Annotated in this window: 26 protein-coding genes; 7 read left to right on the top strand and 19 right to left on the bottom strand. The window is 65.6% G+C overall.

The genetic code is table 11. The features are described from left to right. Positions 1–21: 21 nt before the first annotated feature. The 3 genes from BLS34_RS01625 to BLS34_RS01635 are packed head-to-tail and all read right to left on the bottom strand — an operon-like array spanning position 22 to position 1,555. Entirely contained in the window at positions 22–492 is a 471-nt protein-coding gene (locus BLS34_RS01625; RefSeq protein WP_093147649.1) for a hypothetical protein, read from the bottom strand. Next, entirely contained in the window at positions 489–1,061 is a 573-nt protein-coding gene (locus BLS34_RS01630) for an RNA polymerase sigma factor (protein ID WP_093147651.1), read from the bottom strand. Before BLS34_RS01630 ends, BLS34_RS01625 begins: the two co-directional genes overlap by 4 nt. Positions 1,062–1,102: 41 nt before the next feature. Then, positions 1,103–1,555, bottom strand: coding sequence for an EF-hand domain-containing protein (locus BLS34_RS01635; protein ID WP_093147653.1), 453 nt, complete (start codon positions 1,553–1,555; stop codon positions 1,103–1,105). Positions 1,556–1,725: 170 nt separating this feature from the next. Between BLS34_RS01635 and kce the strand changes: the two genes are divergently transcribed. After that, entirely contained in the window at positions 1,726–2,661 is a 936-nt protein-coding gene (kce, locus tag BLS34_RS01640) for a 3,5-dioxohexanoate:acetyl-CoA acetone transferase (RefSeq protein ID WP_028794833.1), read from the top strand. Between the two features lie 14 nt (positions 2,662–2,675). Next, complete coding sequence (locus tag BLS34_RS01645; protein WP_093147656.1) at positions 2,676–3,491, top strand: shikimate dehydrogenase family protein; 816 nt, start codon at positions 2,676–2,678, stop codon at positions 3,489–3,491. A 144-nt stretch (positions 3,492–3,635) separates the two neighbouring features. Here BLS34_RS01645 and BLS34_RS25225 read toward each other — a convergent pair whose 3' ends face one another. After that, on the bottom strand, positions 3,636–4,193 hold the full coding sequence (locus BLS34_RS25225) for a hypothetical protein (protein ID WP_139189046.1): 558 nt from the start codon (positions 4,191–4,193) through the stop codon (positions 3,636–3,638). A gap of 256 nt (positions 4,194–4,449) precedes the next feature. Between BLS34_RS25225 and BLS34_RS01650 the strand changes: the two genes are divergently transcribed. Together BLS34_RS01650 and BLS34_RS01655 are read left to right on the top strand one after the other, a co-directional pair. Then, positions 4,450–5,409: an ATP-grasp domain-containing protein gene (locus BLS34_RS01650; RefSeq protein WP_093147657.1), complete on the top strand. Its 960-nt coding sequence runs from the start codon at positions 4,450–4,452 to the stop codon at positions 5,407–5,409. A 347-nt stretch (positions 5,410–5,756) separates the two neighbouring features. After that, the gene (locus BLS34_RS01655; RefSeq protein WP_028794830.1) at positions 5,757–6,161 is read left to right on the top strand and encodes a GcrA family cell cycle regulator; all 405 of its coding nucleotides are present in this window, start codon (positions 5,757–5,759) and stop codon (positions 6,159–6,161) included. Between the two features lie 104 nt (positions 6,162–6,265). Here the strand turns inward: BLS34_RS01655 and BLS34_RS01660 are convergent, their stop codons facing one another. From BLS34_RS01660 to BLS34_RS01690, 8 genes are all read right to left on the bottom strand, one after another. Then, positions 6,266–6,601, bottom strand: coding sequence for an ACT domain-containing protein (locus tag BLS34_RS01660; RefSeq protein ID WP_028794829.1), 336 nt, complete (start codon positions 6,599–6,601; stop codon positions 6,266–6,268). Between the two features lie 22 nt (positions 6,602–6,623). Continuing rightward, entirely contained in the window at positions 6,624–7,592 is a 969-nt protein-coding gene (gene argC, locus BLS34_RS01665; RefSeq protein ID WP_093147660.1) for an N-acetyl-gamma-glutamyl-phosphate reductase, read from the bottom strand. 239 nt (positions 7,593–7,831) lie between these two features. After that, on the bottom strand, positions 7,832–8,587 hold the full coding sequence (locus BLS34_RS01670) for an SDR family NAD(P)-dependent oxidoreductase (RefSeq protein WP_093147661.1): 756 nt from the start codon (positions 8,585–8,587) through the stop codon (positions 7,832–7,834). A 60-nt stretch (positions 8,588–8,647) separates the two neighbouring features. Next, entirely contained in the window at positions 8,648–9,547 is a 900-nt protein-coding gene (gene mazG, locus BLS34_RS01675; protein WP_175474059.1) for a nucleoside triphosphate pyrophosphohydrolase, read from the bottom strand. 156 nt (positions 9,548–9,703) lie between these two features. After that, on the bottom strand, positions 9,704–10,285 hold the full coding sequence (locus tag BLS34_RS25230; RefSeq protein WP_139189048.1) for a hypothetical protein: 582 nt from the start codon (positions 10,283–10,285) through the stop codon (positions 9,704–9,706). Positions 10,286–10,388: 103 nt separating this feature from the next. Beyond that, positions 10,389–10,979 carry a helix-turn-helix domain-containing protein gene (locus BLS34_RS01680; protein WP_093147663.1) on the bottom strand — a complete coding sequence of 197 codons (591 nt, stop codon included), beginning with the start codon at positions 10,977–10,979 and terminating at the stop codon, positions 10,389–10,391. A gap of 123 nt (positions 10,980–11,102) precedes the next feature. Next, positions 11,103–11,876, bottom strand: a complete 774-nt coding sequence (locus BLS34_RS01685) for a helix-turn-helix domain-containing protein (protein ID WP_175474060.1) — start codon at positions 11,874–11,876, stop codon at positions 11,103–11,105. Beyond that, positions 11,842–13,053 (bottom strand): protein rep, encoded by a 1,212-nt coding sequence (locus BLS34_RS01690; RefSeq protein WP_139189049.1) that lies wholly within the window; start codon positions 13,051–13,053, stop codon positions 11,842–11,844. The genes BLS34_RS01685 and BLS34_RS01690 overlap by 35 nt, the downstream gene beginning before the upstream one ends. Positions 13,054–13,258: 205 nt before the next feature. Here BLS34_RS01690 and BLS34_RS25235 point away from each other — a divergent pair, with 205 nt between their 5' ends. After that, positions 13,259–13,981 carry a hypothetical protein gene (locus tag BLS34_RS25235; RefSeq protein WP_139189050.1) on the top strand — a complete coding sequence of 241 codons (723 nt, stop codon included), beginning with the start codon at positions 13,259–13,261 and terminating at the stop codon, positions 13,979–13,981. 275 nt (positions 13,982–14,256) lie between these two features. On the opposite strand, the gene BLS34_RS01695 is transcribed toward BLS34_RS25235, so the two are convergent. Further along, positions 14,257–14,910, bottom strand: a complete 654-nt coding sequence (locus BLS34_RS01695) for a hypothetical protein (RefSeq protein ID WP_093147670.1) — start codon at positions 14,908–14,910, stop codon at positions 14,257–14,259. A 649-nt stretch (positions 14,911–15,559) separates the two neighbouring features. Here BLS34_RS01695 and BLS34_RS01700 point away from each other — a divergent pair. Then, complete coding sequence (locus BLS34_RS01700; protein WP_093147673.1) at positions 15,560–16,645, top strand: methyl-accepting chemotaxis protein; 1,086 nt, start codon at positions 15,560–15,562, stop codon at positions 16,643–16,645. A gap of 435 nt (positions 16,646–17,080) precedes the next feature. On the opposite strand, the gene BLS34_RS01705 is transcribed toward BLS34_RS01700, so the two are convergent. Together BLS34_RS01705 and BLS34_RS01710 are read right to left on the bottom strand one after the other, a co-directional pair. Continuing rightward, a complete protein-coding gene (locus tag BLS34_RS01705) occupies positions 17,081–18,589 on the bottom strand; it encodes a flavin-containing monooxygenase (RefSeq protein WP_093147675.1) in 1,509 nt (502 codons plus the stop codon). Positions 18,590–18,700: 111 nt separating this feature from the next. Continuing rightward, on the bottom strand, positions 18,701–18,970 hold the full coding sequence (locus tag BLS34_RS01710) for a hypothetical protein (protein WP_028794819.1): 270 nt from the start codon (positions 18,968–18,970) through the stop codon (positions 18,701–18,703). A 58-nt stretch (positions 18,971–19,028) separates the two neighbouring features. Here BLS34_RS01710 and BLS34_RS01715 point away from each other — a divergent pair, with 58 nt between their 5' ends. Continuing rightward, entirely contained in the window at positions 19,029–19,655 is a 627-nt protein-coding gene (locus tag BLS34_RS01715) for a hypothetical protein (protein ID WP_093147677.1), read from the top strand. Between the two features lie 305 nt (positions 19,656–19,960). Here the strand turns inward: BLS34_RS01715 and BLS34_RS01720 are convergent, their stop codons facing one another. The 4 genes from BLS34_RS01720 to BLS34_RS01735 all read right to left on the bottom strand — a co-directional run bounded on the left by BLS34_RS01720 (position 19,961) and on the right by BLS34_RS01735 (position 24,377). After that, complete coding sequence (locus tag BLS34_RS01720) at positions 19,961–20,740, bottom strand: MBL fold metallo-hydrolase (RefSeq protein WP_093147679.1); 780 nt, start codon at positions 20,738–20,740, stop codon at positions 19,961–19,963. 10 nt (positions 20,741–20,750) lie between these two features. Continuing rightward, entirely contained in the window at positions 20,751–21,554 is an 804-nt protein-coding gene (locus BLS34_RS01725) for a TatD family hydrolase (RefSeq protein ID WP_093148118.1), read from the bottom strand. A gap of 44 nt (positions 21,555–21,598) precedes the next feature. Then, positions 21,599–23,146: a methionine--tRNA ligase gene (gene metG, locus BLS34_RS01730; RefSeq protein ID WP_093147682.1), complete on the bottom strand. Its 1,548-nt coding sequence runs from the start codon at positions 23,144–23,146 to the stop codon at positions 21,599–21,601. Between the two features lie 91 nt (positions 23,147–23,237). Beyond that, positions 23,238–24,377 (bottom strand): DNA polymerase III subunit delta', encoded by a 1,140-nt coding sequence (locus tag BLS34_RS01735; protein ID WP_093147685.1) that lies wholly within the window; start codon positions 24,375–24,377, stop codon positions 23,238–23,240.

Here is a 24,377-nt window from a genome sequence, read left to right on the forward strand (position 1 = left end):
GGGCATAGGATCGGGCAAGGGTCAGAACGTGTCCTGGGTGGCGAAGCCCACCGCCGAGGCGGCGGCCAGGGAATAGGTGTCGGTATCGCCGGTCGCCTGGGCCACGACCGCCGTCGTCGTGCTCTGGAAGCCGGGCAGGGGCAGCTCGGGGTTGGCCGCACCGATGACGATGCCGAGCACGGCGGCGGCGGCGAGGCCGGCGGCCGGGCGCCACAGGCCAACCCAGCCGGCGATCAGCGCCAACAGCGGGTTGCCGCGCTCCGGAATGTCCTTCAGCGCCACGCGCAGGGCGGGGTTCGGTTGCGGCACCGGCAGGGCGTCGAGCATCATGTCCAAGTGGCGCGCCTCGTCGGCGGCGCGGGCCAGATCCCGGTCGCCGGACAACAGCGCCACCGCTGCCTCGCGCTCGGCATCCGGCCAGCGGGCGGGATCGCCGCCATAGGCCTCCACCAGCGCCAGGACCCGGGCCTTGGTGATGTTGCTCTGTGTCATCGGACTTCTCCCAACAATTCGGCGCGCTGATCGGCGAGGGCCTGGCGCAACGTCCGGCGACCCCGGGCCAGCAGGGATTCCAGCGCCTCGACCGAGATGTCGAGGGCGGCGGAGGCGTCGGCCCCGGAGAGGCCTTCGTAATGTACCAGCACGATGGCGGCGCGCTGGCGTTCGGGCAGGGCGTCCAGGGCGGTACGCACCTTGTCGGCGGTCGCCGCGTCGTGGAGCCCGCGATCAGGGGCGGGGCCGCTGTCGATCAGGGTGACATCCTCCGGATCCACGGTCGGCTTGAGGCGGCGCAGCCGATCCAGCGCGGCGTTGCGGGCGACCCGGTAGAGCCAGGTGGAGACCCGCGCCTGGGGCGTCCAGTCGCCGGCCTTGCGCCAGAGAGAGAGATAGGTGTCCTGCACCACGTCCTCCGCGGTCGCCCGGTCGCCCAGCATGCGCTGGGCAAAGCCGAGCAGACGGTCCGCATGGCGGTCCACCAGCAGGCGGAAGGCGGCCGAATCGCCGTCGGCGACCCGCGGCATGAGCGCCGCATCCGGGTCCTCCTGGCTTCGATCCGTCAAGCTGCCGCCTCCCGTGCTGGCTCCAGGTCCGTACGCCGACCTTAGTGCTTCGGGCCGTGATGGCCCTTGGCCGCCTTCATCTCCTCGAGCGAGACGGCGCCGTCGCCGTCGGTGTCGAGCTTCATCATCCGCTCGCCGCGCATCGGCATCTCCTCGGCGCTGAGCTGACCGTCGCCGTCCTTGTCGAGCTTGGCGATCATACGCCCGAACCGCTCCTGGCGCTGCTCGGCGCGCGCGGCGTCCATCTCCTCCAGGCTGAGCTTGCCGTCGCCATTGGCGTCGGCGGCGGCGAAGCGGGCGGCGTGGAAGGACTCGATCTCGGCGGCGGTGATCTTACCGTCCTTGTCGGCGTCCATCTGCTGGAAGCGCATCTCCATGTACTCGGCGCGCTTGCCGTCCTTGGGGCCGTCGCCATGGGCGATGGCAAGCGAGGGGACGATCACCGCCGTGCCGAGAGCGGCGGCGAGGGCGAGGGCCTTGATCCGGGTGGTCATCTTCGATGTCTCCGTGAGGGGGCTGATTTGGGGATCAGGTGGCCACCTGTACTTCCCTCAACGGGGTCTGCCGGTAATTCCGTCGCACAGTGTTTACAGGCCTTTGACGGCCCGCCGCGAACCGCTACCGTAGCGCGCGAAAACGAGAAGCCGGTCAGACGGAGGAAACCATGGCGGCGAAGCAGAACAAGGTGATCATCACGTGTGCGGTGACCGGGTCGATCCACACCCCGAGCATGAGCCCGCACCTGCCGATTACCGCCGACGAGGTCGCCCAGCAGGCCATCGACGCGGCCGAGGCCGGCGCCTCCATCCTGCACCTGCACGCCCGCAATCCCGACGGCAGCCCGACCCCGGACCCCAAGGCGTTCATGGAGTTCCTGCCGCGCATCAAGCAGAACTCCGACGCGGTGGTGAACATCACCACCGGCGGCGGTCACGGCATGTCCCTGGAGGAGCGTCTGGCGGCGGCCGTGGCGGCCAGCCCGGAGATGACCTCGCTGAACATGGGCTCGATGAATTTCGGCCTGTTCCCGATCCTGGATAAGATGAAGGACTTCCAGCACGAGTGGGAGCCGAAGTTCCTGGAGAACAGCCGCGACTTCATTTTCCGGAACACCTTCAAGGATATCGAGTACGTCCTTAAGGAGCTGGGCGAAGGTCACGGCGTGAAGTTCGAGTACGAGTGCTACGATGTCGGCCACCTGTACAACCTGGCCCACTTCCTCGACCGCGGCCTGGTGAAGCCGCCGCTCTTCGTGCAGACGATCTTCGGCATCCTGGGCGGTATCGGCGCCGATCCGGAGAACCTGATGTTCATGAAGCGCACCGCCGACAAGCTGTTCGGCGACCAGTACAACTGGTCGGTCCTGGCGGCCGGGCGTCACCAGATGAACTTCACCACCATGGCGGCGATCAACGGCGGCAACGTCCGCGTCGGCCTGGAGGACAGCCTGTTCATCGGCAAGGGCAAGATGGCCAAGTCGAACGCCGAGCAGGTCGCCAAGATCCGCCGCATCATCGAGGAGTTGAGCCTCGAAGTCGCCTCCCCGACGGAAGCCCGCGAGATGCTGGCGCTCAAGGGCGGCGACATGGTGAACTTCTGATCGGCTGAGCGCGGATGCCGACCCTCGACATCACGGGCAAGACGGCCGTCTACGGCATTCTTGCCCACCCCACCGACCATGTGCGCGCGCCGCAGGTGTTCAACGCGGCCTATGAGGCGGCGGGGATCGACGCGGTGCTGGTGCCGCTCGACGTCACGCCGGAGAACCTGGCCACCGTCGTCGAAGCGCTCAAGGTCACCCGCAACTTCCACGGCCTGACGGTCACGGTGCCGCACAAGGTGGCGATGGCCGATCTGTGCGACGAACTCGCCCCCGGCGGCGAGCGGGTCGGCTCGGTCAACGCCATCCGCTTCACCGAGGACGGCCGCATGCTGGGCGACAACTTCGACGGCAAGGGCTACGTCACCGGGATGCGGAAGGCCGGCTTCGACTTCGCCGGCAAGAAGGTCCTGCAGCTCGGCGCCGGCGGGGCGGGGATGTCGATCGCCTTTTCCGTCGCCGAGGCCGGGGCGGCGGAGATCGTCCTCGCCAACCGCACCGTGGCCAAGGCGGAGGCCCTGGGCCAGCGGGTGCAGGCGGCCTTCCCGGGCACGTCGGTCTCCGGCGTGGCGGCGGATGCGGATCCGGCGGGCTACGACGTGGTGATCAACACCACCTCGCTCGGCCTGCACGACGGCGACGCGCTGCCGGTCGATGTGGACAGGCTGTCGGCCGGCACGGCGGTCAGCGAGATCATCATGACCCCGGTTCATACCGAACTGCTGAAACGCGCGGAGGCCAAGGGCCATCCGATCTATTTCGGCAAGCCGATGCTGGACGAGCAGATCAAGCTGATCGGCGCCTTCATGGGCTGTCCGCTGCCGGATTGAGGGCAGTTGAGCCGGCGCGAGTGGACAGGGAAGTATGTTGGAGATTATCTCCGCTCAATAAATAATGGAGAAGTTTGTATAAAAGCAAAAAAAATAGCGTGGATTTTCAGTAGCTTTCCAATGCATAGCGCTAAGTGGTAATGGTTACTTATTGAATGGATGTTTTGGACATGTGTCAATTTGCTGCCATTTGCCATTTTCATCAACCCAATGACGACCGTTGCTTGGGTAGTCCGTACCTATTTCTCTCATTATTTCTAAAAAACTAGTAAGATCAATTTTATTTAGAGATTTTTCCTTTTCCTTGTCTGAGGAGATGAAAAACCCATCAATATAATTTTGATTGTCGATATCCAGCAAAAATATGTGACTATGAATTATTTGATCGAATAACCACCAAATTGTCCGGCTGCTTTGTTTAGGAAAATCTAGCTCGTAGTGAATTTCTATTTTGTCCCAGTTCAGTGGCGTTATAAATGATTCTTTTCGCTCGTAAACGCTGAACACTATTGGCTTCCGATGTAACGCTGTACAAATTTTTCTAGCCTCCAATAGTTTCCTCATCGCATAAGCAGATAGGAAGATCTTTTTTTCAAAAATTACTCCTTGCTGCGATGGCCTGGACGATTGCATTGCCCACCGTTGCAGAATGTCGGCGTCTTTCAGAAGCCCATCCTTCCATGGAGCAGAATCCCAAATCATCAATCTCATCCGATTTCAACGTACCAGATGCGCCATCTCTTAGAGCAATTGGTACTCCGTTAATAGATGACTCGGAAAACGATTAGATCTTCAAACGGCGAACCCGCGAATTTGAGCGATGGACACGATTTTATTAACGCCCCATCGGCATCTCACCGCTTCCCGGCTTTCCGGTTCCGGGCGGTTGCGGCCGCGCGGCAGTGTCCCATTTCTTGGCGAGCCCGAACGGGCGCCACAGGATTTGGGAGGGCCCGCGATGACCGATCAGCCGATCCACGTAATTCACGAGAACCCGGAATGGCTGCCGCCCTTCGAGCGGGCCTTTGCCGTGCGCGGCGAGGCGTTCGTCGATCTCGACCTGTCGGACGGCGCCATCGATCTGGCGGCCGAGCCGCCGGCGGGCCTGTTCTACAACCGCATGAGCGCGTCGGCCCATAGCCGCGGCCACCGCTACTCCCCCGAATACGCCTCAGCCGTCATCGCCTGGCTGGAGGCCCATGGCCGGCCGGTGATCAACGGCTCGGGTGCCATCTCCCTGGAGGTCAACAAGGCGGCCCAGCTCGCCAAGCTGAAGCGCGCCGGCGTGCCGGTGCCGCGCACCGTGGCCGCCCTGGGCGACGCCAGGGTCGCCGAGGCCGCCAAGCTCTGGGACGAGGGGCCGGTCATCGTGAAGCCGAACCGGGGCGGCAAGGGCCTCGGCATCCAGCTCTTCGAGGATGCGCGCGAGGTGGTCGAGCGCGCCGCCGCCGGCACCCTGCAGGGCTCCATCGACGGCATCACCCTGCTGCAGGACTACATCGCCACCGCCGACGGCAGCGTCACCCGGGCCGAGTTCATCGGCGGCAAACTGTTCTACGCCGTGCGCATCGACACCGGCGGCACCTTCGAGCTGTGCCCGGCCGATGTCTGCGCGCCGGAAGAGGCGGAAGCCACCGGCGGCCCGGTATTCACCGTCGTGGAGAACGCGGTGGAGCCCGCCTTCCAGGCGTCCATCGAGCGCTTCCTGGCCGACGGCGGCATCGACATCGCCGGGGTGGAGTTCGCCCGCGACGCCCAGGGCCGCCCCTTCGTCTACGACGTGAACACCAACACCAACTACAATCCGGACGCCGAGGCGGCGGCCGGCGTGTCGGCGCCCCAGGCCCTGGTCGACTACCTGATCCGCGAGCGCAACCGCCGCCTGGCCGCGCCGAAGGTGGCCGCCGGCCGGGGCTGAGCCAAGCCGGCCTGGTGCAAGCCGGTCTCGCGACCGGAAATCCGCATCCTTCCAGTGCGTTACAACCCGATCGCCCGGATTTCCGCTCCGGGCGATTCGCGAATCGTGCTATAGGAATCCCGCCCCGATTCCTTCCCGGAGTTGCTCGGCCGCCGGGGCAGGGACATCAACGAGTCGCGGCGAATCAACAATTTCTTGTGTTATCCACAGCAATTTACGCCAGATCTGGTGAACGCGCTTGTCGGGTGACCCCAGATCACGTAGCCTCTTGCCAGTTAGCCACTAGATGTGGGTGAAACGAGTCGAATGCGACCGTTCGCCCTGGACCGGCCGGCAAGGAGGCAGAAATGGGCGACAATTCGCAGAGCGTGTGGACCGACGACCGCCTGGAACAGCTCAAGGCGCTGTGGGGCGAGGGGTTGTCGATCACGCAGATCGGCCTGAAACTCGGAGTGTCGCGCAACGCCGTGGTCGGCAAGGTGCACCGCATGGGCCTGCCGAAGCGCCAGTCGCCGATCGTGCGCAGCGCCAATCCGAAGCTCGACGACCGCCCGATCCAGCGCCGCCGCGCCGTACCGCTGACCCTGGAGCAGTGGGACCGCAACACCTGCTCCTGGCCGATCGGCGACCCGAAGACCGACAATTTCAGCTTCTGCGGCTCCACCGTCGAGCCGGGCCGGCCGTACTGCTCGCAGCACTGCGCCGTCGCCTATACCTCGGTGCGCGAGAAGGACAAGAGCAGCGCCGCCTGATCCCCGGTCGTTCCAGCCCGGTCGTTCCAGGGCAGGCAGACGCATCCTTGCGGCCCTTCCTTCCGGTGACGGGAGGAGGGCCGTTCGCGTTTGAGCGGCGGCCGTCAGGGCCGCACGAAGACCAGGAAGAACACCGCGCCCGAGACCATGTGCAGCGGCTGCAGCATCAGCACCGGGTAGGGCAGACGGCCGGTCAGCCGGCGCACCGCCGGAATGCCGTAGAACACCGCCGCCGACAGGGCGGAGACGGCAATGGCCACGATGGGAAACCCCAGAAGGTAGACGATCAGGTACCCCACGGCCGAATTGCCGCCGAACCGCCCCTCCAGGAACACCGGGGCGATCTGCGCCAGCATCAGCACGAGAACGACGGCCAGGAACAGGACCAGCGAGCGCCAGAAGGCGGCGTAGATCGGGTCCTGGCCGTCATTGACCCACATGGAAGACCCCTTCAGGCGGCGGTCAGGCCGCGGCGGATGCCTCGATCCCCGCATCCTCGGGCATGCCGAGCAGCAGGTTCATGTTCTGGACGGCGGCGCCGGACGCGCCCTTGCCCAGATTGTCGAGACGCGCGGTGATCACCGCCCGGCCGGTCTCCTCGTCGCTGAAGACGAAGATCTCCAGCATGTTGGTGCCGTTCAGCGCCTGCGGGTCCAGTTCCTTCAGCCCCTCGGCCTCGCCCAGCGGGGCGACGCGCACGAAGCGGGTGTCGGCATACTGGGACAGCAGGATCTCGTGGGCGGCGGCGGCGGTCGGCCCGCTCTCCACCGACCACAGGGCCAGCGGCACGCTCACCAGCATGCCCTGAGCGTACCGGGCGACCGACGGCTGGAAGATCGGCGGATGGCCGAGCCCGGTCCAGCGGGTGATCTCCGGCACGTGCTTGTGGTTCAGGGTCAGGCCGTAGTTCCAGAACGGATCCGGCTTGTACCCCGCCTCGCCCGCGGCCTCGTACCGGGCGATCAGGGACTTTCCGCCGCCGGTATAGCCCGAGACCGCGTTGACGGTGACCGGATAGTCGACCGGCAGCAGGTGGGCGGCGACCAGCGGCGCCAGAATGGCGATGGCGCCGGTCGAGTAGCATCCGGGATTGGAGATCCGGTCGGCGCCGATCACCGCCTCGCGCTGGCCGGCCCGGAACTCGGGAAAGCCGTAGACCCAGCCGTCGGCCGTGCGGTGGGCGGTGGAGGCGTCGATCAGCTTGACGTCCGCTCCCTCCGCCAGGGCGGCCGCCTCGCGGGCGGCGTCGTCGGGCAGGCACAGGATGGCCACGTCGGCGGCGTGCAGCGCGTCGCGCCGGGCCTTGGCGTCCTTGCGCTCGGCGCCGCTCAGGGAGATCAGCTCGATGTCACGACGGGCAAGCAGGCGCTCGCGGATCTGCAGACCCGTCGTACCCGCTTCGCCGTCGATGAACACCCGTGCCGATCCCATGATCGCCTCCTTATGTTTGGGGGCGCACCATACAGGAAAGCCGGGGGGAAGCGGTAGGGGCGTTCGCCGCCGCGCGCTCGGGTCGTTAACGGTGTCCGCCGGCTGGTTCCGGCCGATCTCAGGATGTGGTCCAGGGCTTTGTCGCGCACCCGAACCGGGTCCCGGTCGATCCCCGGATCAGGTCCGGGGGCGGGCCGGGACCCTGACACCAACGGCTGCGACCCTGCCGGGCGCGTCGGCTACTTCAGCCCCTTCACCACGTTGAACGGCGAGAAGGCCTGGGCGCCGGCCATGATCTCGATGCGGTTGACGTTGATGTTCTTCGGCCGCGTCGCCGTCCAGAAAACCGCGTCGGCCACGTCCTCCGGGCGGATCGGGTCGACGTCGTTATAGACGGCCGCCGCCTTGTCCTTGTCGCCCTTGAAGCGAACCTCGGAGAACTCGGTCTCTGCCAGGCCCGGCTCCACGTCGGTGACGTGGATGTTCTTGCCGACCAGATCGGCGCGCAGGTTCAGCGAGAACTGTCGCACGAAGGCCTTGGTGGCGCCGTAGACGTTGCCGCCCGGATAGGGCCAGTTGCCGGCGATGGAGCCGATATTGACCACGTGGCCGTAGCCGTTCTCCACCATCTGCGGCAGGATCGCCCGGGTGCAGTACATCAGGCCCTTGATGTTGGTGTCGACCATCAGGTCCCAGTCGGCCAGGTCGACCTGATCGGCGCCCTCGAGCCCGACCGCCAGGCCGGCATTGTTGACCAGCACGTCGATCGGCGAGAACGCGGCGGGCAGGGCGTCCACCGCCCCCAGCACCGCGTCCTTGTCGCGCACGTCGAGCACGATGCTGTGGGACGGGTTCTTCAGTTCCTTCTTCAGCGCCTCCAGGCGCTCGCCGCGCCGGCCGGAGATCACGGTCTGCCAGCCCTCGGCGTCGAACCGCTTGGCGGTCGCCTTGCCGAAGCCGCTGGTCGCCCCGGTGATGAATACCGTCTTCGCCATTTTCATCCTCCTTTTCGTATTCGATATCTGTGTCTTGTGAGGGATTGTTCAACCGATATGTCAGCGTTTCTCGCGCTGTTTGGCGCGCTGCCAGTGGCGTTCCATCTCGTCCAGCCCGACGCTCTGGATCGGGGTGCCCTCGGCGGCCAGCCCGTCCTCCATGAAGCGGAATCGCCGCTCGAACTTGGCGTTGCAGCGGCGCAGCGCGGTTTCCGGATCGATGTCCAGCCGCCGGGCCAGGTTGACCACGGTGAACAGCAGGTCGCCGACCTCGTCCTCGATGCGCGCCGGATCGTCGCTGTCGGCCCCGGTGACCTCGGCCCGCAGCTCGCCCAGCTCCTCGTCGATCTTGTCGAACACGCCGTCGATGTCGGGCCAGTCGAAGCCGGCGCGCACGGCGCGGTTCTGCAGCTTCAGCGACCGCATCAGCGCGGGCAGGGCGCTCGACACCCCGTCCAGGACGGAGACCGTCCGGTTCTCCGCGGCGGCCTTGGCGGCGCGCTCGACGGCCTTCTGCTTCTCCCAGGCGTCGGTCTGGGCCTTGGCATCCTCGACGCTGGCGCCGGCGAAGACGTGCGGGTGGCGGCGGATCATCTTGTCGGCGATGCCGCGGGCCACGTCCTCGAAATCGAAGGCGCCGTCCTGCGGCGCGAGCTCGCGGGCCATCTGGGCGTGATAGACCACCTGCAGCAGCAGATCGCCGAGCTCGTCGCGCAGGGAGGCCATGTCGCCCAGGGTGATCGCTTCGGCGACCTCGTAGGCTTCCTCGATCGTATAGGGCGCGATGGTCTCGAAATTCTGCTCCAGATCCCACGGGCAGCCGCCGTCGGGATCGCGCAGCTTCGCCATGACGGCGATCAGCCGCGCGATGGCAGGCTCGTCCGGCAGGGCCGCCAGGGCGTCGGAGAGTTCTTCCGAGAGATCTGGGGCGGGATCGGGAGTGGGTGCGCTGTCGGTCATGTCGGGCGCGAGACTAACCAGGGAGCGCGGCTGAGGAAAGACGGGTGTGTCTGCCTAGAGGCAACGCGCATAATGTATATTGCTCAGAGGGATAGGTTCCCCGTGTTCTCCACGGGGAACCATCGACAAGAACGTTACAGGAACGTTGGAACCGCATCATGCCGCCTTTCGGACGGTTTGGTTCCGACGATCAAGTTCCGCTCGAACCAATTTGTTGGCCGCGCGTGCGCCAACGCCAAGGCGATGGCCTATTTCAGTGCCTGACGCACCGCGCAGGGCCATGCTTAGGGCGACGGCCCTGCGAATGTCATTGAGACGCCGTTTCGCCCTTCGTTCGTGCAGCTTGGTGATACTGACCAAGGCAGGGCGACTGATGCCATGGATCGCGGCTTGCTCATCCAAATGCGCTCCCCATTCGTCAGGGGACGGGTTCCGGCGCCGCCAAAATCGGAACAAAGCCGCCCCAACGATCAACAGGCGCCGACGATGCATTGACCGACGCTTGGCGTCCTGGTGATCGCGCTCGCGACGCTCTTCTTGGCGGATGTTGTCATTTGCCGCTTCGGACGCCGCATGGGCGATAGCTATGAACTTGCAAAGCAGGTTGACGCTGTCCCGAAGGACTGCTTCGGAGAACCAGAATTCAACAGTGACGCCTCCGGAACAACGTCGTACGTCCAGGCTCAACGCTTGCCCGATAGCGGGAGATTCAGTAGTCTTTCGCTCTGTGAGCTTCATGCGATCTATCCTTTTTGGATGGTTGCGGAGACCGGGCCAACGGTCTCGGAGCAGACAGGTTAGACAGACGGCTCGGGCTTCATGCCCGGGCCGTTATTCTTTTCTAATCACAGTTGTCTTCCTCCTTTTTGTTGCGACTTGAGTTCCGGAAATAGCGGGCCTCCGGACTATCTCCATTCTCTTTTAAGAATGAATTTAACTCGTCGGGATTGTAAACTAACCCAGCGTAATAAGCCCATTGATTATAATAGTGTTCTTGGTGATCTATTATTGCATCATGCTCTTCATCAATTTCTTTCAATAATGATAATACTTCTCGAAAACGCGGGTCTTTGAACTGATTATTTTCACGATCCGCGTCATCGACTCGTCGCCAATGTCGAGTGAACGAATAGTACGATTCTTCTTGTTTGTTCTCGTCCTTACCCATCTTGTGGACGTACCACACTCGATCGAACAACCGGCGGGGATCTATCTCCAGGGCTTGTGCGATAACCACCGCGTTTTTTAGTGGCGGTTCAGCATCGCCATTCTCGTATTTCATCAGCGAATTCTGACTGATGCCTGTTAGCTTAGAGAGGTAGGCCTTTGAGTACCCCTTGGCCTCTCTCGCCAATTTGAACGACTCATGAAGCGGTCGATCAGAGAGACCGCCCCAAGAGTGGTTCGCGGGGAAGATGTCATCATCATTCATGACGAAAAATCTGCCTGAAGTGATGTGATCATGCAACCCCGAATTCACCCTCTAGGTGTGAACGAGTAGAAGCCAGCCCACAATATGACGTGGGCCGGCTTCCGCCGGTGCACCGGATATCGATCACAGCGCGTACATGAAGTCCCGTAGATCGTCGGGAAGCTGGTCAGCAAATGCCATGCGCCGCGCGGTTGGGCGTACCGCCTCGATCAGCGCATTGTCATTGGACCATCCGAGCCATCCATCGGACTCAAGGCCAGACGACTTCGCCATGTCCTGTAGAGCCTTCGGCGAGACCACGTGCAGGTCCACGCCGAGAATGGCGGTATCAATGATCCTCTCTTGAATCGCCGCGCAGTCCTGGTGACCGGCCTCAGGGGCATTTTCCAGGCGCTCTTGGATCTCCCGCGCCTTTGGGAAGGTGGTCCGGTCGATACCTCGGGAGCTGGCGATTTCCACCAGCGCCGCGGGCTCCTGATAAGCCAGCATGGATCGGACCTGATCGCAGGTCGCCATGGCCTGACGGATCGTGCCGTCGAACCCCTCCGAGCGCAGGGTGTCGATCATGCGAAGCGAGGCATAAACATCCGCCGTCGTAGGAGGGACGGGTGGCTCGGAGCGCCGCGACGGGTCGGGCTTGGGCGCCGGGGCAGGAAATTCGTCAACCTCATCGTCCGGCTTCTCGTCGCCCTGGAGCCACGCGGCGGACTTCCCCGTGGCCGTGGCGAGCAGCTTGACCCGCTGCACGGTCACCTCCTGTTCGCCGTTCTCGATGCGCTCGATAGTACGGGCGGAAATCCCCGTCGCGTCGGAGAGTGCCTTGCGAGACATGCCAGCCTCGGTGCGCGCCCGCTTGATGCGCTCAGCGATCAGTGCGGTGTCGTCGTCGGTATGCATCAGAGTGTCCGTGGACATTGTGTACCTCTCTCGGTTCAGTTCGTGGTGGTGAGAAGCCAGGATTTCTGCGGCACCCCGGCCATGGTGCCTGTCCCGGTGGATCGCCCCGGGCCGACCCTGGGCGTTGCCCTGGGGCAGGCCCGGTGATCACCGGAACGGGGCACCGGTTGAGCCCTGGTGCCTCGGATAGGCGCCAGGGGATTGCGTGGTGGGTGAGGAGCGCGGTCACGCCGTCGAGGCCGCCAGTCTCGAAGGCGACCAGCACGTCTGCCGTCAGGCGCTTGGCGACGACGGCATCGAACACGTCGCGATCGATCGTCACGCGATGCGTCTCTTTCGAGAGGTCGGCCTTGGCGAGCGTTTCGTCTTCTGGCGCGTCGGGCAGGGCATACCGGCGCCGCAGGTCGCGGCTCCACGTCAGGTGGCGAGTCCCTTTGAAGGCGGTCGCATACTCGCGGAACAGGCGGGCGTCGGACGGGGAGCGGTCGCCGATATGATCGGCGAGGATCTGGAACGGCGTTCTGCCGTTCTTGGAGCGCTTCGTATGCGCCTTCGTGAGTTCCAGCGCCGCGCCCCACTTGGCCACGTAGTCCGCCGCTCCCTGGTCGAGATTGACCGGCTCGAAGGCGAAGGCATCGGCGCTGCATCGGCCGAGCCCCATGCGCTCGATAGCGGCCCGCCACCGGTCGAAGATCCAGCCCGCCAACCCGTAGGCGTCATCCTTCGTTGCCCACGGCTCGAAGAACAGCACCACGTGCAGGTGAGGGTGCCAGCCGTTCTTACCGTGGGTGACTTCCAGGGCGCGGATATCGCCCATCCAGCCGTACCGCTCGCGGGCTTCGACCCAGGCTTTGCCGGACTTCACCTTGCGCCAGCCGGTCGAGACGGCAGACCGGAGCGGGGCACACGCCTGGAAGGCGTAATGGGGCAGGGTGAGGGTGGCCATGTACGCCACGCCGCCAGCTTCCCGGTGGGCGCTTAGAACCGCATCGATCTCGGAGCGGCGGCCTTCGGTGATCTTCGCGGCGCAGACCGGGCAGACCCACACGGAGCCGCAGGTCTCGACACCTCCGAAATGCGCTACGCCGCCGCTATCATGGAGTGTAGCCCTGTGACCGATGGTCTTGCGGCCGCAATTCCGGACCCGCCAGCCGTCACCGAGGATCCGCCCGGCCATGTTCCGGGACGCATGCCGGAGGCGCTTGGGCGAGGTCTTCCGGCAGGGTGCAGGGACAGGGTGAGGGGCACAGGTAGGGGCATGGGGTAGAGCCTGTGCAACGACCGCTTGCGCAGCGGGTGAAACACTGCTTGCGTGTATATCAAGGGGCATGGGGCGCCCCCTGGAACACGCTTCGAAGTCTTCTCTGCGAGGGAACTAAGCGGTGAATGCAGGGATAGTTAAGGCAATCGCCATAACACTGTTTCTTATTATCCTGGTGGGATTGGTGGGCTGGGCAATAGTGGAGAAGGCCCCGCCAACGCTTGAGAAATTTCAGACCTTTGCTGCTGGCGTCGTCGCTTTGATTACAGCAATCATCGGTGTTTCCGGCGTAATCATAAATCAGATCCACCAAAAAAATCAGAGAAACGAAGAAATTGATATTTTGAATAAAAAGGAAAATCTCATAAATTACCGAACTGAACGCGTGAGTGCTGCAGTTCTTCTCGGGTACATAAGCCGAATAGAACGCTTTATGCCCGCTGACAAAGTGGCAATTGGCTATTTTGGTGGTGAAATTGGCGTAGAATACTATAATAGTAACGCCATATATAATGTACCAACACCAGTTGCTTGGTATTACCTCCACGCAGTGAATTCTGCGGCTGGTTTTTTTAATATTGCGAGCAAAATTGACAATACAACAAATGATAAAGTGATTGAAAAAGTTGAACAATATCGAATGGATGTTAAGAAATATTTGGCATTTTCTTATGAGATATTGAACCAAATTTCGTCTAATCACGTTAATTCGCGCGACGACCACCCAAAGCCGATGAGCGAGCATCAGGTCTTGCAACTGATCATTGAGGCTGATCCAGCCCAGCCAGCGGATTCCGGATCGAAAACATCTGAGGACCCATTTACTCAGCAGTTCCCGGAATAGGGTCTTTCTTGATGCGGGGGCCTTGCCCCCACACCCCCGCGTCTCGCCGACGGGCAGGGTGCCTGGGCAGGAAGAGAGGCGCCGCTGCGCTCTGCCTCTTTCCGGTCCAGGCACCCGTCCCGAGCGTGGGAGCGGCTCCACACCGTCAAGGCCCTTCCGCCGCACGCTGCGCGTGCGGTCTCCCGAGAAGGACCCTGACGGCGCTCCTCCGCTCTCGCATGAGCGGACAGCGTCCGTGCCCTGGAATGGCGTCGGTAGGCGGCTGAGGCGGGCGCTCACGGCTCACCCCCGGCATCCCGACCTTTTCCCGCCGGATTGAAGGTGGTCGCCGCCAAAAGGCGGCCAACGGCCGTTCTTGTCGTCTCGTGAGCGACCCGGCTGCGCTCGCGTTCTGCTACTGAGAGGACGCGCGATACGGTGGAACGTGAGACGTCGCCGTAGACGCGCCGCCGATGGATCAGTTCGGCAATGTGAGTGATCGTGAGGGACGCATCGCTACGGGCGAGGCGGGTGATTTCCCGGTTCCTGCGTTTGCGTAGCTTGCGGTTCTGAACCCGCAGTTTGACCTGGTAGAGCTGCTGTGCCGTGGCGTCATCGAAATCCACCAGCATGGCGGCCTCGGCGATGATCTCCTCAAGCGTCCGAGGGATGGCCTGGTTGGTGACGGAGCGGCGAACGAACCGGTACAGCACCCAGCTTCGCTGGCGCCGGTCAGAGAGATAGGCGCTGCCTTTCGCAGCGCTGCCCGGTACGTCGGCGTAGCCGCCGTCGCCGGCGGTCGATTTCCCAATTTCCGGTGACGCGCGGCGCAATGCATCCGCCGTCGCCTCAAGAACCGCCGCAACGGCCTCGGCAAGGTCTGCCGGAACCTCGATTGAGAGGGTGACGGTCGGGGAATTATCCCGCTGGTGCTTGACCTTAGGTGCCATGGGGCACCTCGGTCGTCAGCAGTGGGAGGGAGGTGCCGTGGCTGCGGTCATATGGAACATCCGTTCCGCGTAACGCGCATAATGTATATTATGGGAAATCACGGATGCTTCATTCACAGGATCTTAGCCGATTCCGTCCCAGGCGTCCCGACATCGGGGCCCCTTTGCCGATCCCGCCGCCGCGACGGCTGGCGCCCGGCGGCGGCCGGATACGCCGCCAAAGGCTCCCCCGATCCGATTCCCCCATCGCCATCCAACGGTGCGGAGCAGCGCTCCTCATGCCGTCCGGCTCGTAGAAACGCGGAAACAGCCGTCCAGACCAGCCGTTCTGCGCGCATGGCAGCCGCCCGGCGCCGACCGCGAACACTCTTCGAACGCGCACTATTTTTAGGGGTAAGGTATGATGTTCCCGGTTCAGGTCTTGTCGCTCGACTTTGGACAGCGGTTATCGGTCGCATGGAAACGCCGAACTCATGACGTTAAACGCTGATCCACGCTCCGTGCCCAGAGACCCGTGCCGGGCTGTACCCGGCGCGGCCATATTAGGGTTTCGGAAATCCCTGCGACGTAAGGTCGGCAACGTTTTTCTTGGGGACGCCGGCGGGCGCCCCGAAGTGAGCCGTTCCGACCGTGTCTCCAGGGGCTACCGATGAATTCCGAGCCGAAACTCAACCGCCTTGCCGCCCCGACGGACAGCAAGACGAGCACCACCGACGCGACCGATCCCGGCCAGATCATCCGGCTGAGCGAGGAAGTCGCGCGCATCAGCCGCGAGAAGATCGCCGAGATCCAGTCGATCACGGGGCGCACGCGGATTCTGGCGCTCAACGCCCTGATCGAGAGCGCCCGGGTCGGCGAGCTGGGCCGCGGTTTCGCGGTGGTCGCCGGCGAGGTCAAGGGCGTGTCCACCGAGATCGCCGCCATCGCCGACGCCCTGGTGGCCGAACTGTCGGAGAAGACCACTCTGCTTGAGACCATCGGCCGCTCGGTGGTCGACCACCTCACCGGCCAGCGTCTGGTCGACCTGGCGCTGAACGCCGTCGAGCTGATCGACCGGAACCTGTATGAGCGGACCTGCGACGTGCGCTGGTGGGCGACGGACAGTGCGGTGGTCGACTGCCTGCAGGCCCCCGACGACGGCGCGATGCGCCATGCCTCGCAGCGCCTCGGCGTGATTCTGGACGCGTATACCGTCTATCTCGACCTCTGGATCGCCGACGCCCAGGGCCGCGTCGTCGCCAACGGCCGGCCGGACAGCTACAAGGCGGTCGGCGCCGACGTATCGCGCGAGCCCTGGTTCCGCGAGGCGATGCAGACGGCCACCGGCGACGACTACGTGGTGGCCGATATCGCCGCCAACCCGCATCTCGGCCACAAGCCGGTCGCGACCTATGCCGCGGCGATCCGCCAGGACGCCAAGCACAACGGCCGCCCGCTGGGCGTGCTGGGCATCCATTTCGACTGGGGCCCCCAGGCCGAGGCGATCGTCCAGGGCGTGCGCCTGTCCAAGGCGGAACAGGCCAGCACCCGGGTGATGCTGGTCGACGCCAAGAACCGCATCATCGCCGATGCGGGGCATGGCAGCGGCCAGAGCGACACGTTCGACCTGCGCACCGGCGGCGAGGATTCCGGCACCTACCACACCCCCGACGGCGCCACCGTCGGCTTCCACCGCACCCCGGGCTACGAGACCTACGCCGGGCTCGGCTGGTACGGGGTGCTGGTGCGGTCGTAAGGGGGGCACAGCCCGCCCTCGCCTCCACCCGTCATCCCGGTGAACTCCGGAATCGACACGGGAGTCGACCGTTACCCATAGTCACGCAGCCGGGTCCCGGCCCGTCCCCGGCTCAAGTCCGGGGCCGCCCGGGATGACGGCGGTAAAATCGGCGCCGTGCTTGTCCCGCACTCTGCTCCCTCCCCATCATCCAATGCCGTTACCCTGAGCGTGCAATCCACCCTTCCCCGTCTTCCCGGCCTTGCGCCGGGACCCAGCCTTCCACGGGCTGAAGCGCCGAGGAGAGCGCTCATACGGTCCCCCTCGATCCCGGCACAAGGCCGGGAAGACGGTTTAAGACCGGGGAGACGCAATAGAACTGGGAGGATGGAATAGAACCGGGACGACGGAAAAGAAATGGGGGAAGCGACGGAGGCTGCCCTCACCCCGGCGCGGTCACTCCGCTGCCAAGGCGCCGAGCATCCCCTGCTCCTCTGGCGTCAGCGCATCGCTGACGATATGGCCGAAGGCGGCGGCCGCCGCCGCGGTCCGGGCCGGGGCGTCGTCCTGGGCGTCGGGGCCGCTCAGCCGGAACGAGGCCGGTGACAGCGGACCGACCGCAAGCGCCCGCTCAAGCCGCGGCCAGTCGCCAAACGCCGGCTCGGCGCCCAGCAGCCGGGCGAATATCACCGCCAGCGCGTTCATCGGAACGGCCGGCGGACGCTTGAACTCCGGCGGCGTCGCGGCGATCGCCTGGGCCATCTGCTCGCCGGCCGGCAGGAGTTCCGGACGCGCCAGGGTCTCCGCCACCCAGCGGGCCTGCAGCTCCAGGACCGGCAGGTACGGACCCAGCAGCTCGTAGAGCCCGACGAAGGCCAGCCCCGGCAGGTCGGGGTGGAAGGTCTGCGCGAACAGGTCCATGCCGACGGGGTCGAGCTGCAGGGTTTCGGCGATCTCCGGTGCCAGGAACGGCAGGGACAGCGTGTAGCCGGTGCCGAACAGGAGGCCGTCGACCCGCTCCGCGCTGCCGTCGGCGAAGCGCACCGTGTCGCCCTCGATCCGCTCGATCCAGGGCCTGGTGGCGATCCGGCCTTCGGAGACGGCGGGCAGGAAGCCCTGGGACTGGGTGATGCCGGCGGCGAAGACGTTGTCGTGCGGCACCTGGGCGCCCCAGTCGGCCGGGTTGCCGGCGACCTTCAGCACCTGGGCCTTCAGTCCCTCGGCGACCGCCTCGGGCGGGAACTTCTCCGCCATCAGGGCGGCGACGCGGGTGAACATCACGTGGTCGGTCGGCACGCCGACGATCTGCTTGGGCAGCACGTAGCGCTGGCGGCGGTAGGCGACGGTGACCCGGTCCGCGTGGTGCGCCAGTTCGGCGGCGATCTCCAGGGCGCTGATCGAGCAGCCGGCGACCAGCACCGAGGCATCCTGCCAGTCGGCGGGACCGTCATAGGCACTGGTATGGCGCGTGCCGAGCCGGCCGCTGAAGCCGTCCAGCCCGAGGATCTGCGGCACCTCGGCCTTGATCTGGCGGCCGGTGGCGACGATCACCCGCTCGAACCGGGCGCTCTGGCTCCCCTGCTCCGTGCGCCAGTCCAGGCGCCAGCCGCCCTCCTTCCGCGCCAGTCCCTCGACCCGGCAGCCGAAGCGGATGGCGCCGGCGAGGTCGAACCGGTCGGCATAGGCCTGCAGATAGGCGTGCATCTGCTCGCGGGTCGGATAGACCGGCGTGCCCTCGGGATGGTCCATATCCGAGAAGGCGGTCATCACCCGGCTGGTGTTGGTGCGCATGCCGGGCCAGGTGGCGGTATGGGCCCCCGCCGGGTTCCACTGGCCGCCCAGGCCGTCCGCCGCCTCGAAGACGACGGCCTTCAGACCCTTGGCGTTCAGCCAGCGCACCATGGCCAGCCCGGAAGGTCCGGCGCCGATGATCGCGATGGCAGGCAGCTCGTGCGTGGCAGTCATGGCGCGTCCCCCGGTTATGTCAGGGCAATGCCATACCATTATTCCGGGATTTCGGTCTCGCGCTATTGGTCCATGCGCTGGCTATTCGGCCATGCACTATTCCGACATGCGCTATTCAGAGGAGGGCGACGGGCTCTTGTAGTCGATCTGGGCGGCGGCGCAGCGGCCCTCCTTGTCGACCATGGCCCGCAGTACGGTGCGCTGGTCGCTGTCGGCGAAGACCTTGGAGAAGCGGATAGTCTGGTCGGCGGTGCGCAGGAACACCCGGTGCTGGCGGCAGACCGCCATCAAATCCTTCAGGAAGGCGCGGGCCTCGTCGCGGGTCATCACGTTCTTCTGATGGTCCTTGGCGAGGTCGCCCAGCAGCTTGGGATCGATCATGGCGGGACGCCGCTCCGTTTTCGCGATACGATTCGTCTGTAACCAGTGTGGGTCTTCCATGACCAGGGTAGCACTCGAACGCGCGCTGAAGAAACCGGGCCGCATTCTGACCTGGCACGCCGGTGCGGGGTGCCGCAGCCACAAGACCTCCGCCCGCGAGGACTACTACACGGTCATCCCCCCTCACCTGGCCGCCTTCGTCCACGGCTTCGGCTCGCACACCACCGAGGCCGACGTGCTGGAGCTGTTCCTGGAGGAGATGCTGATCGACCTCGCCGTGCTCGAGGCCGAGATGGAGGAGATGGCGCGCGACGACCCGCTGATCCCCCAGATCCCCGAGGGCGGCGGCCCGGTGCTGTTCGAGGTGCGGGGCTATTTCCAGGGCTGCATGGAGTTCTACGTGACCCAGCGTGTCCTGGCCCGCACCGACCCGTTCCGCGCCGAGAAGGAGCCGCGCTGGCTGATCCTGGCGAGCCCGCATGTGCGGCTGCCGACCCGCTGTGCCGCGGCGTTCGACGAGCTGCTGGACCGCTGCGAGGCGGTGTCGGCCCGGCACGATCTGGTGCTGGACATGGAACGGGTGCGCGACGGGTTCAGGACGATGCTGAGGCGGCGCGGCGGCCATCGCCCGGCGCGGCTGACGGTGCTGGAGGAGGATGCGGTGCCGGAGAGCGTTTGGCGTTAGGCCGGCGAAGGTGCGCCTCGCGGCAGGGAACGCGCCCTCACCGCTCGCGTTGGGCGCGCGCCCTAAATCCTTCCCGTCATCCTGACGCACGTCAGGATCACGAGTCCCAGGCCAGCACCGGGTCCCAGCCGATCTCCGGGTCAAGCCCGGAACTCGCCGGGATGACGGGGAAGTTATTGATTATGTTAAAAATCCGTCATCCCGGAGGCCCCCGGACCTGATCCGGGGGCGGGCCGGGACCCAGATCCGGCGCTGGATTCCTGGTCCTGACTTTCGTCAGGACGACGGTTGGGGTGAGCGGCCGCCTAAACCTGCACCACCAGCCCGTCATACCCCGGCTCGACCCCCGGCGGGCACTTGGCCAGGGTCCGGGCGTAGTCCAGCCGGCCGTTCATGTGCGTGAGATACGCCTGTTTCGGCGCCACCCGGGCGATCCAGCCGGTGGCCTGGGCGAGCGAGGCGTGGGCGCCGCTCTCCTCCTCGCGCAGGCAGTCGACGATCCACAGCTCCAGCCCGAACGACGCCAGCCGGTCGAGCTGCGCCTCGCTCAGGGTTGCCACGTCGGTCGAATAGGCCACCTTGCCGTCGAAGATGAAGCCCAGGCTCTCGCCGGACACGCCGTGGTCCTGGCGCATCACCTCCACGCGCATCCCGGCGATCTCGTACACCCCCTCGTCGATGTCGTGGCGCTGCAGCGGCGGCACGAAATGCGGCGGCGAGGACGGGGCGGCCTCGACCATGTAGCCGAACCGGGCCATCAGGTCCGCCCAGGTCACCGCGTCGGCATAGGTCGGGATCCGCTGCCGCGTGGTCCAGAACAGCGGGCGCAGGTCGTCCATGCCGTGGGTGTGGTCGGCATGCATGTGGGTGAAGAGCAGCGCGTCGATGCTGTCCACCCGCGCGTCCAGCAACTGCTCGCGCAGGTCGGGCGAGGCGTCGACCAGCACCCGGCGACCGTCCTTCTCCACCAGGATCGAGCAGCGGCGGCGGCGGTTGCGCGGCTCGGCCGGGTCGCAGTGGCCCCAGCCGCCGCTCAGGCTCGGCACGCCGACCGAGGCCCCGCACCCGAGCATGGTGATCTTCATGCCGCAACTCTCACGCAGCTGCCTCGAACCCTTCGGGTGCCGGAACCCGGTTGAACAGCCGCAGGAAGTTCTGCGTGGTGAGCCGCGCGCTCTCCGCCTCGTCCAGCCCTCGGGTCTCGGCCACCACCCGGTGGGTGTGGACCACATAGGCCGGCTCGTTGCGCTTGCCGCGATGGGGCGGCGGGGCGAGGAACGGCGCGTCGGTCTCCACCAGCAGCCGGTCGGCCGGCAGGTCGGCGACGATGTCGCGGATGTCCTGGCTCTTCTTGAAGGTCACGATGCCCGACAGCGAGACGTAGAAGCCGATATCCACCGCCCGCATCGCCAGCGCGCGGCCGCCGGAGAAGCAGTGCAGGACGCCGGTGAACGGCCCCTTGGCGTATTCCTCCTCCAGGATCGCCGCGGTGTCCTCGTCGGCGTCGCGGGTATGGACGATCAGCGGCAGGCCGGTCTCGCGCGCGGCGGCGATATGGGCGCGGAAGCCCTCTTCCTGGGCGTCGCGCGGGCTGTTGTCGTAGAAATAGTCGAGCCCGCATTCGCCGATCGCCACCACCTTGTCGAAGCTGTTCGCCAGGGCGACGATCTCCTCGGCCGGGATGCCCCGCTCCTCCCCCGCCTGGTGCGGGTGGGTGCCGACGGAGCAGTAGACCTGCGGGAAGCGCTCGGCGATCGCGCGGATCTTGGCGAAGCGCCGTATACGGGTGCAGATCGTCACCATGCGGGCGATGCCGGCGCGCTGCGCCCGGGCGACGACCTCGTCCAGTTCGGGGGCGAAGTCGTCGAAATCCAGGTGGCAATGACTATCCACAAGAATGGGGCTGTCGACGAGGATGGGCGGGGTCGTGGTCTCGGTCTGGGTCAAGCGGTCGTCTCCTCCGGCGCCACCCAACGCGGGAAGACGCCTTCCGGTTTCGGCAGCGGCGTGCCCGGCACCAGCCGGTGCTCGGCACTCAGCCGGTCGAAGCCGCGCGCATCCTCGGGGATCGCCAACTGGTCCAGCATCCTGGCGCAGGAGGTCGGCATCACCGGCTGCAGCAGCAGGGCGGCGTGGCGGATCGTCTCCGCCAGGGTGTAGAGCACGGTGGCCATGCGCGCCGGATCGGTCTTGCGCAGCGCCCAGGGCGCCTGCTCGTCCACATAACGGTTGGCGGCCCCGACCACGTCGAAGATCGCCTCCAGCCCCTTGTTGAAGGCCTGCACGTCGAAGTGTCTGCGCACGGTGTCCAGCAGCGCATCGGCGGACGCCAGCAAGGCCTCGTCCTCCGGCGCGAAGGTGCCCGGGGTCGGCACGGCGGCGCCGCAGTTCTTCGCCACCATGGACAGCACCCGCTGGGACAGGTTGCCGATGTCGTTGGCCAGCTCCGACGTCATCCGGTTGGTCATGGAGCGGTGATTGAAGTCGCCGTCATTGCCGAACGGCACGTCGCGCATCAGGAAATAGCGCACCTGATCCAGGCCGTAGGTCTCCACCAGCGCGATCGGGTCGATCACGTTGCCGACCGACTTGGAGATCTTCTGGCCCTCGTTGGTCCACCAGCCGTGGGCGAAGACCCGCTTCGGCGGCTCCAGCCCGGCGCCCATCAGGAAGGCCGGCCAGTACACGGCGTGGAAGCGCAGGATGTCCTTGCCGACCATGTGCACGTCGGCCGGCCAGTACCTGGCGTATTTATCCGAGGTGTCCGGGAAGCCGGCGGCGGTGATGTAGTTGGTCAGCGCGTCGAGCCACACATACATGATGTGGTCCTCGTCGCCCGGTACCGGAATGCCCCATTTGAAGCTTGTGCGACTGACCGACAGGTCCTTCAGCCCGCCCTTCACGAAGGAGACCACCTCGTTGCGGCGGGCTTCGGGCAGGATGAAGTCCGGATGCGCCTCGTAGAAGGCCAGCAGCTTGTCCTGCCATTTCGACAGGTCGAAGAAGTAGGACGGCTCTTCCACCCATTCCACCGGCGCGCCGGTCGGGGCGATCTTCTGGCCGTCGACGGTCTTGACCTCGGTCTCGGTGTAGAACGCCTCGTCGCGCACCGAGTACCAGCCGGCATAGGCGCCGAGATAGATGTGGCCGTTGTCCTTCAGCCGGCGCCAGATCTCCTGGGTCGCCTTTACGTGACGCGGCTCGGTGGTGCGGATGAAGTCGTCGTTGCTGAAGCCCATGAACGCCGCCAGATCGCGGAAATTCTGGCTGACCTGGTCGGTGAAGCTCTGCGGGTCGACGCCGGCGGCCTCGGCCGCCTTCTCCACCTTCTGGCCGTGCTCGTCGGTGCCGGTCAGGAACATCACGTCGAAGCCGTCGAGCCGCTTGAACCGGGCCATCACGTCGCAGGCGAGCGTCGTATAGGCGTGACCGATATGCGGCTTGTCGTTCACGTAGTAGATCGGCGTCGTGATGTAGTAGGTCGGGCGCATGGCCAAGTCTCCGCTGGGGCCCCGGAAGGAGGCGGCCCCTGCCTACCCCGCCAACCCGGGGCGATCAAGGGGCGGTACACGCTAGTTTGGCTCAGGCGCGGCGGCGTTCCAGCCCTTCGCCGAAGGCCAGGGTATGGATGGCGTCGATCAGCACCTGCTTGCGGTCCAAATTCAGCGCGCTCTCCAGCCGGATCAGCCGCTGCACCGCCTCGCGGCGGCGGAACGCGGCCTCCACGCCGATGCGGGCGACATAGACGCGCCCGGCCTCCAGGTCGCCGGGGATGATCTCGTGCAGGCCCGGGGCGTGGTTGGCCGCCCGGATGGTGCGATCGATCCAGCGCAGCAGCAGGTCGGTCCCGGTGCGGAACGGGTCCCGCTCCCCCTCCTTCGGCTTGCGCCCGCCCCAGTTGCCCGCCAGGGCGTGCAGGTTCTCGCCGCTGACCTCCGGGAGGTCGGCCAGGACCTTGGCGACGTTGCGATAGAGCTCCGCCCCGCCGGCCTCCACGAATTCCAGCGCCCGGCCCGGGCTGCCCTCGGCCAGCCGCAGGATCAGGTCCAGGTCGGGGCGCGGCAGATGCGGATGGGCGCGGTTGACGAGCGTGGAGACGACCTCGTCGGAGAGCGGCGCCATCATCAGCCGTCGGCAACGCGACCGGGTCGTCGGCAGCATGGCGTTCAGTGCGTTGGAAACGATGATAATCAATGTCTTGGACGGCGGTTCTTCAAGTATCTTGAGAAGCGCATTCTCGGCGTTCGAGTTCATCTTCTCGGCTTCGTCGACGATCGCCACCCGCCAGCCGCCGGAGCTGGTCTTGAAATGCAGGGAGCTTTCGAAGGCGCGCACGTCGTCGACCCGGATCACCGCGCTCATCACGCCGCGGTCGTTCGGCTTGCGCCGCAGGATCTTGAGGTCCGGATGGGATTCCGCCGAGACCTGACGGGCGGCCTGGCTTTCGGGATCGACCGACAGGCTGGTCGGCGGCAGCGGCTCGCCGAACAGGCCGCCGGCCCCCGCCCCGCCGTCCGACAGCACGAACTTGGCCAGCCGGAAGGCGAGCGTCGCCTTGCCGATGCCCGGCGGGCCGGCGAACAGCCAGGCATGGGGCATCCGGCCGGAGTTCCAGGCCTCCAGCAGCCGGTGCTCGGCGTCGGCATGGCCGAGCAGTTCCGTGGCCGCCGACGGGGACGGCAGGCCTGCGGCTTCGGCGTCGTCGTTGTCTGCGTCGCTCAT

The sequence above is a fragment of the Thalassobaculum litoreum DSM 18839 genome (assembly GCF_900102465.1).
Taxonomy (GTDB): domain Bacteria; phylum Pseudomonadota; class Alphaproteobacteria; order Thalassobaculales; family Thalassobaculaceae; genus Thalassobaculum; species Thalassobaculum litoreum.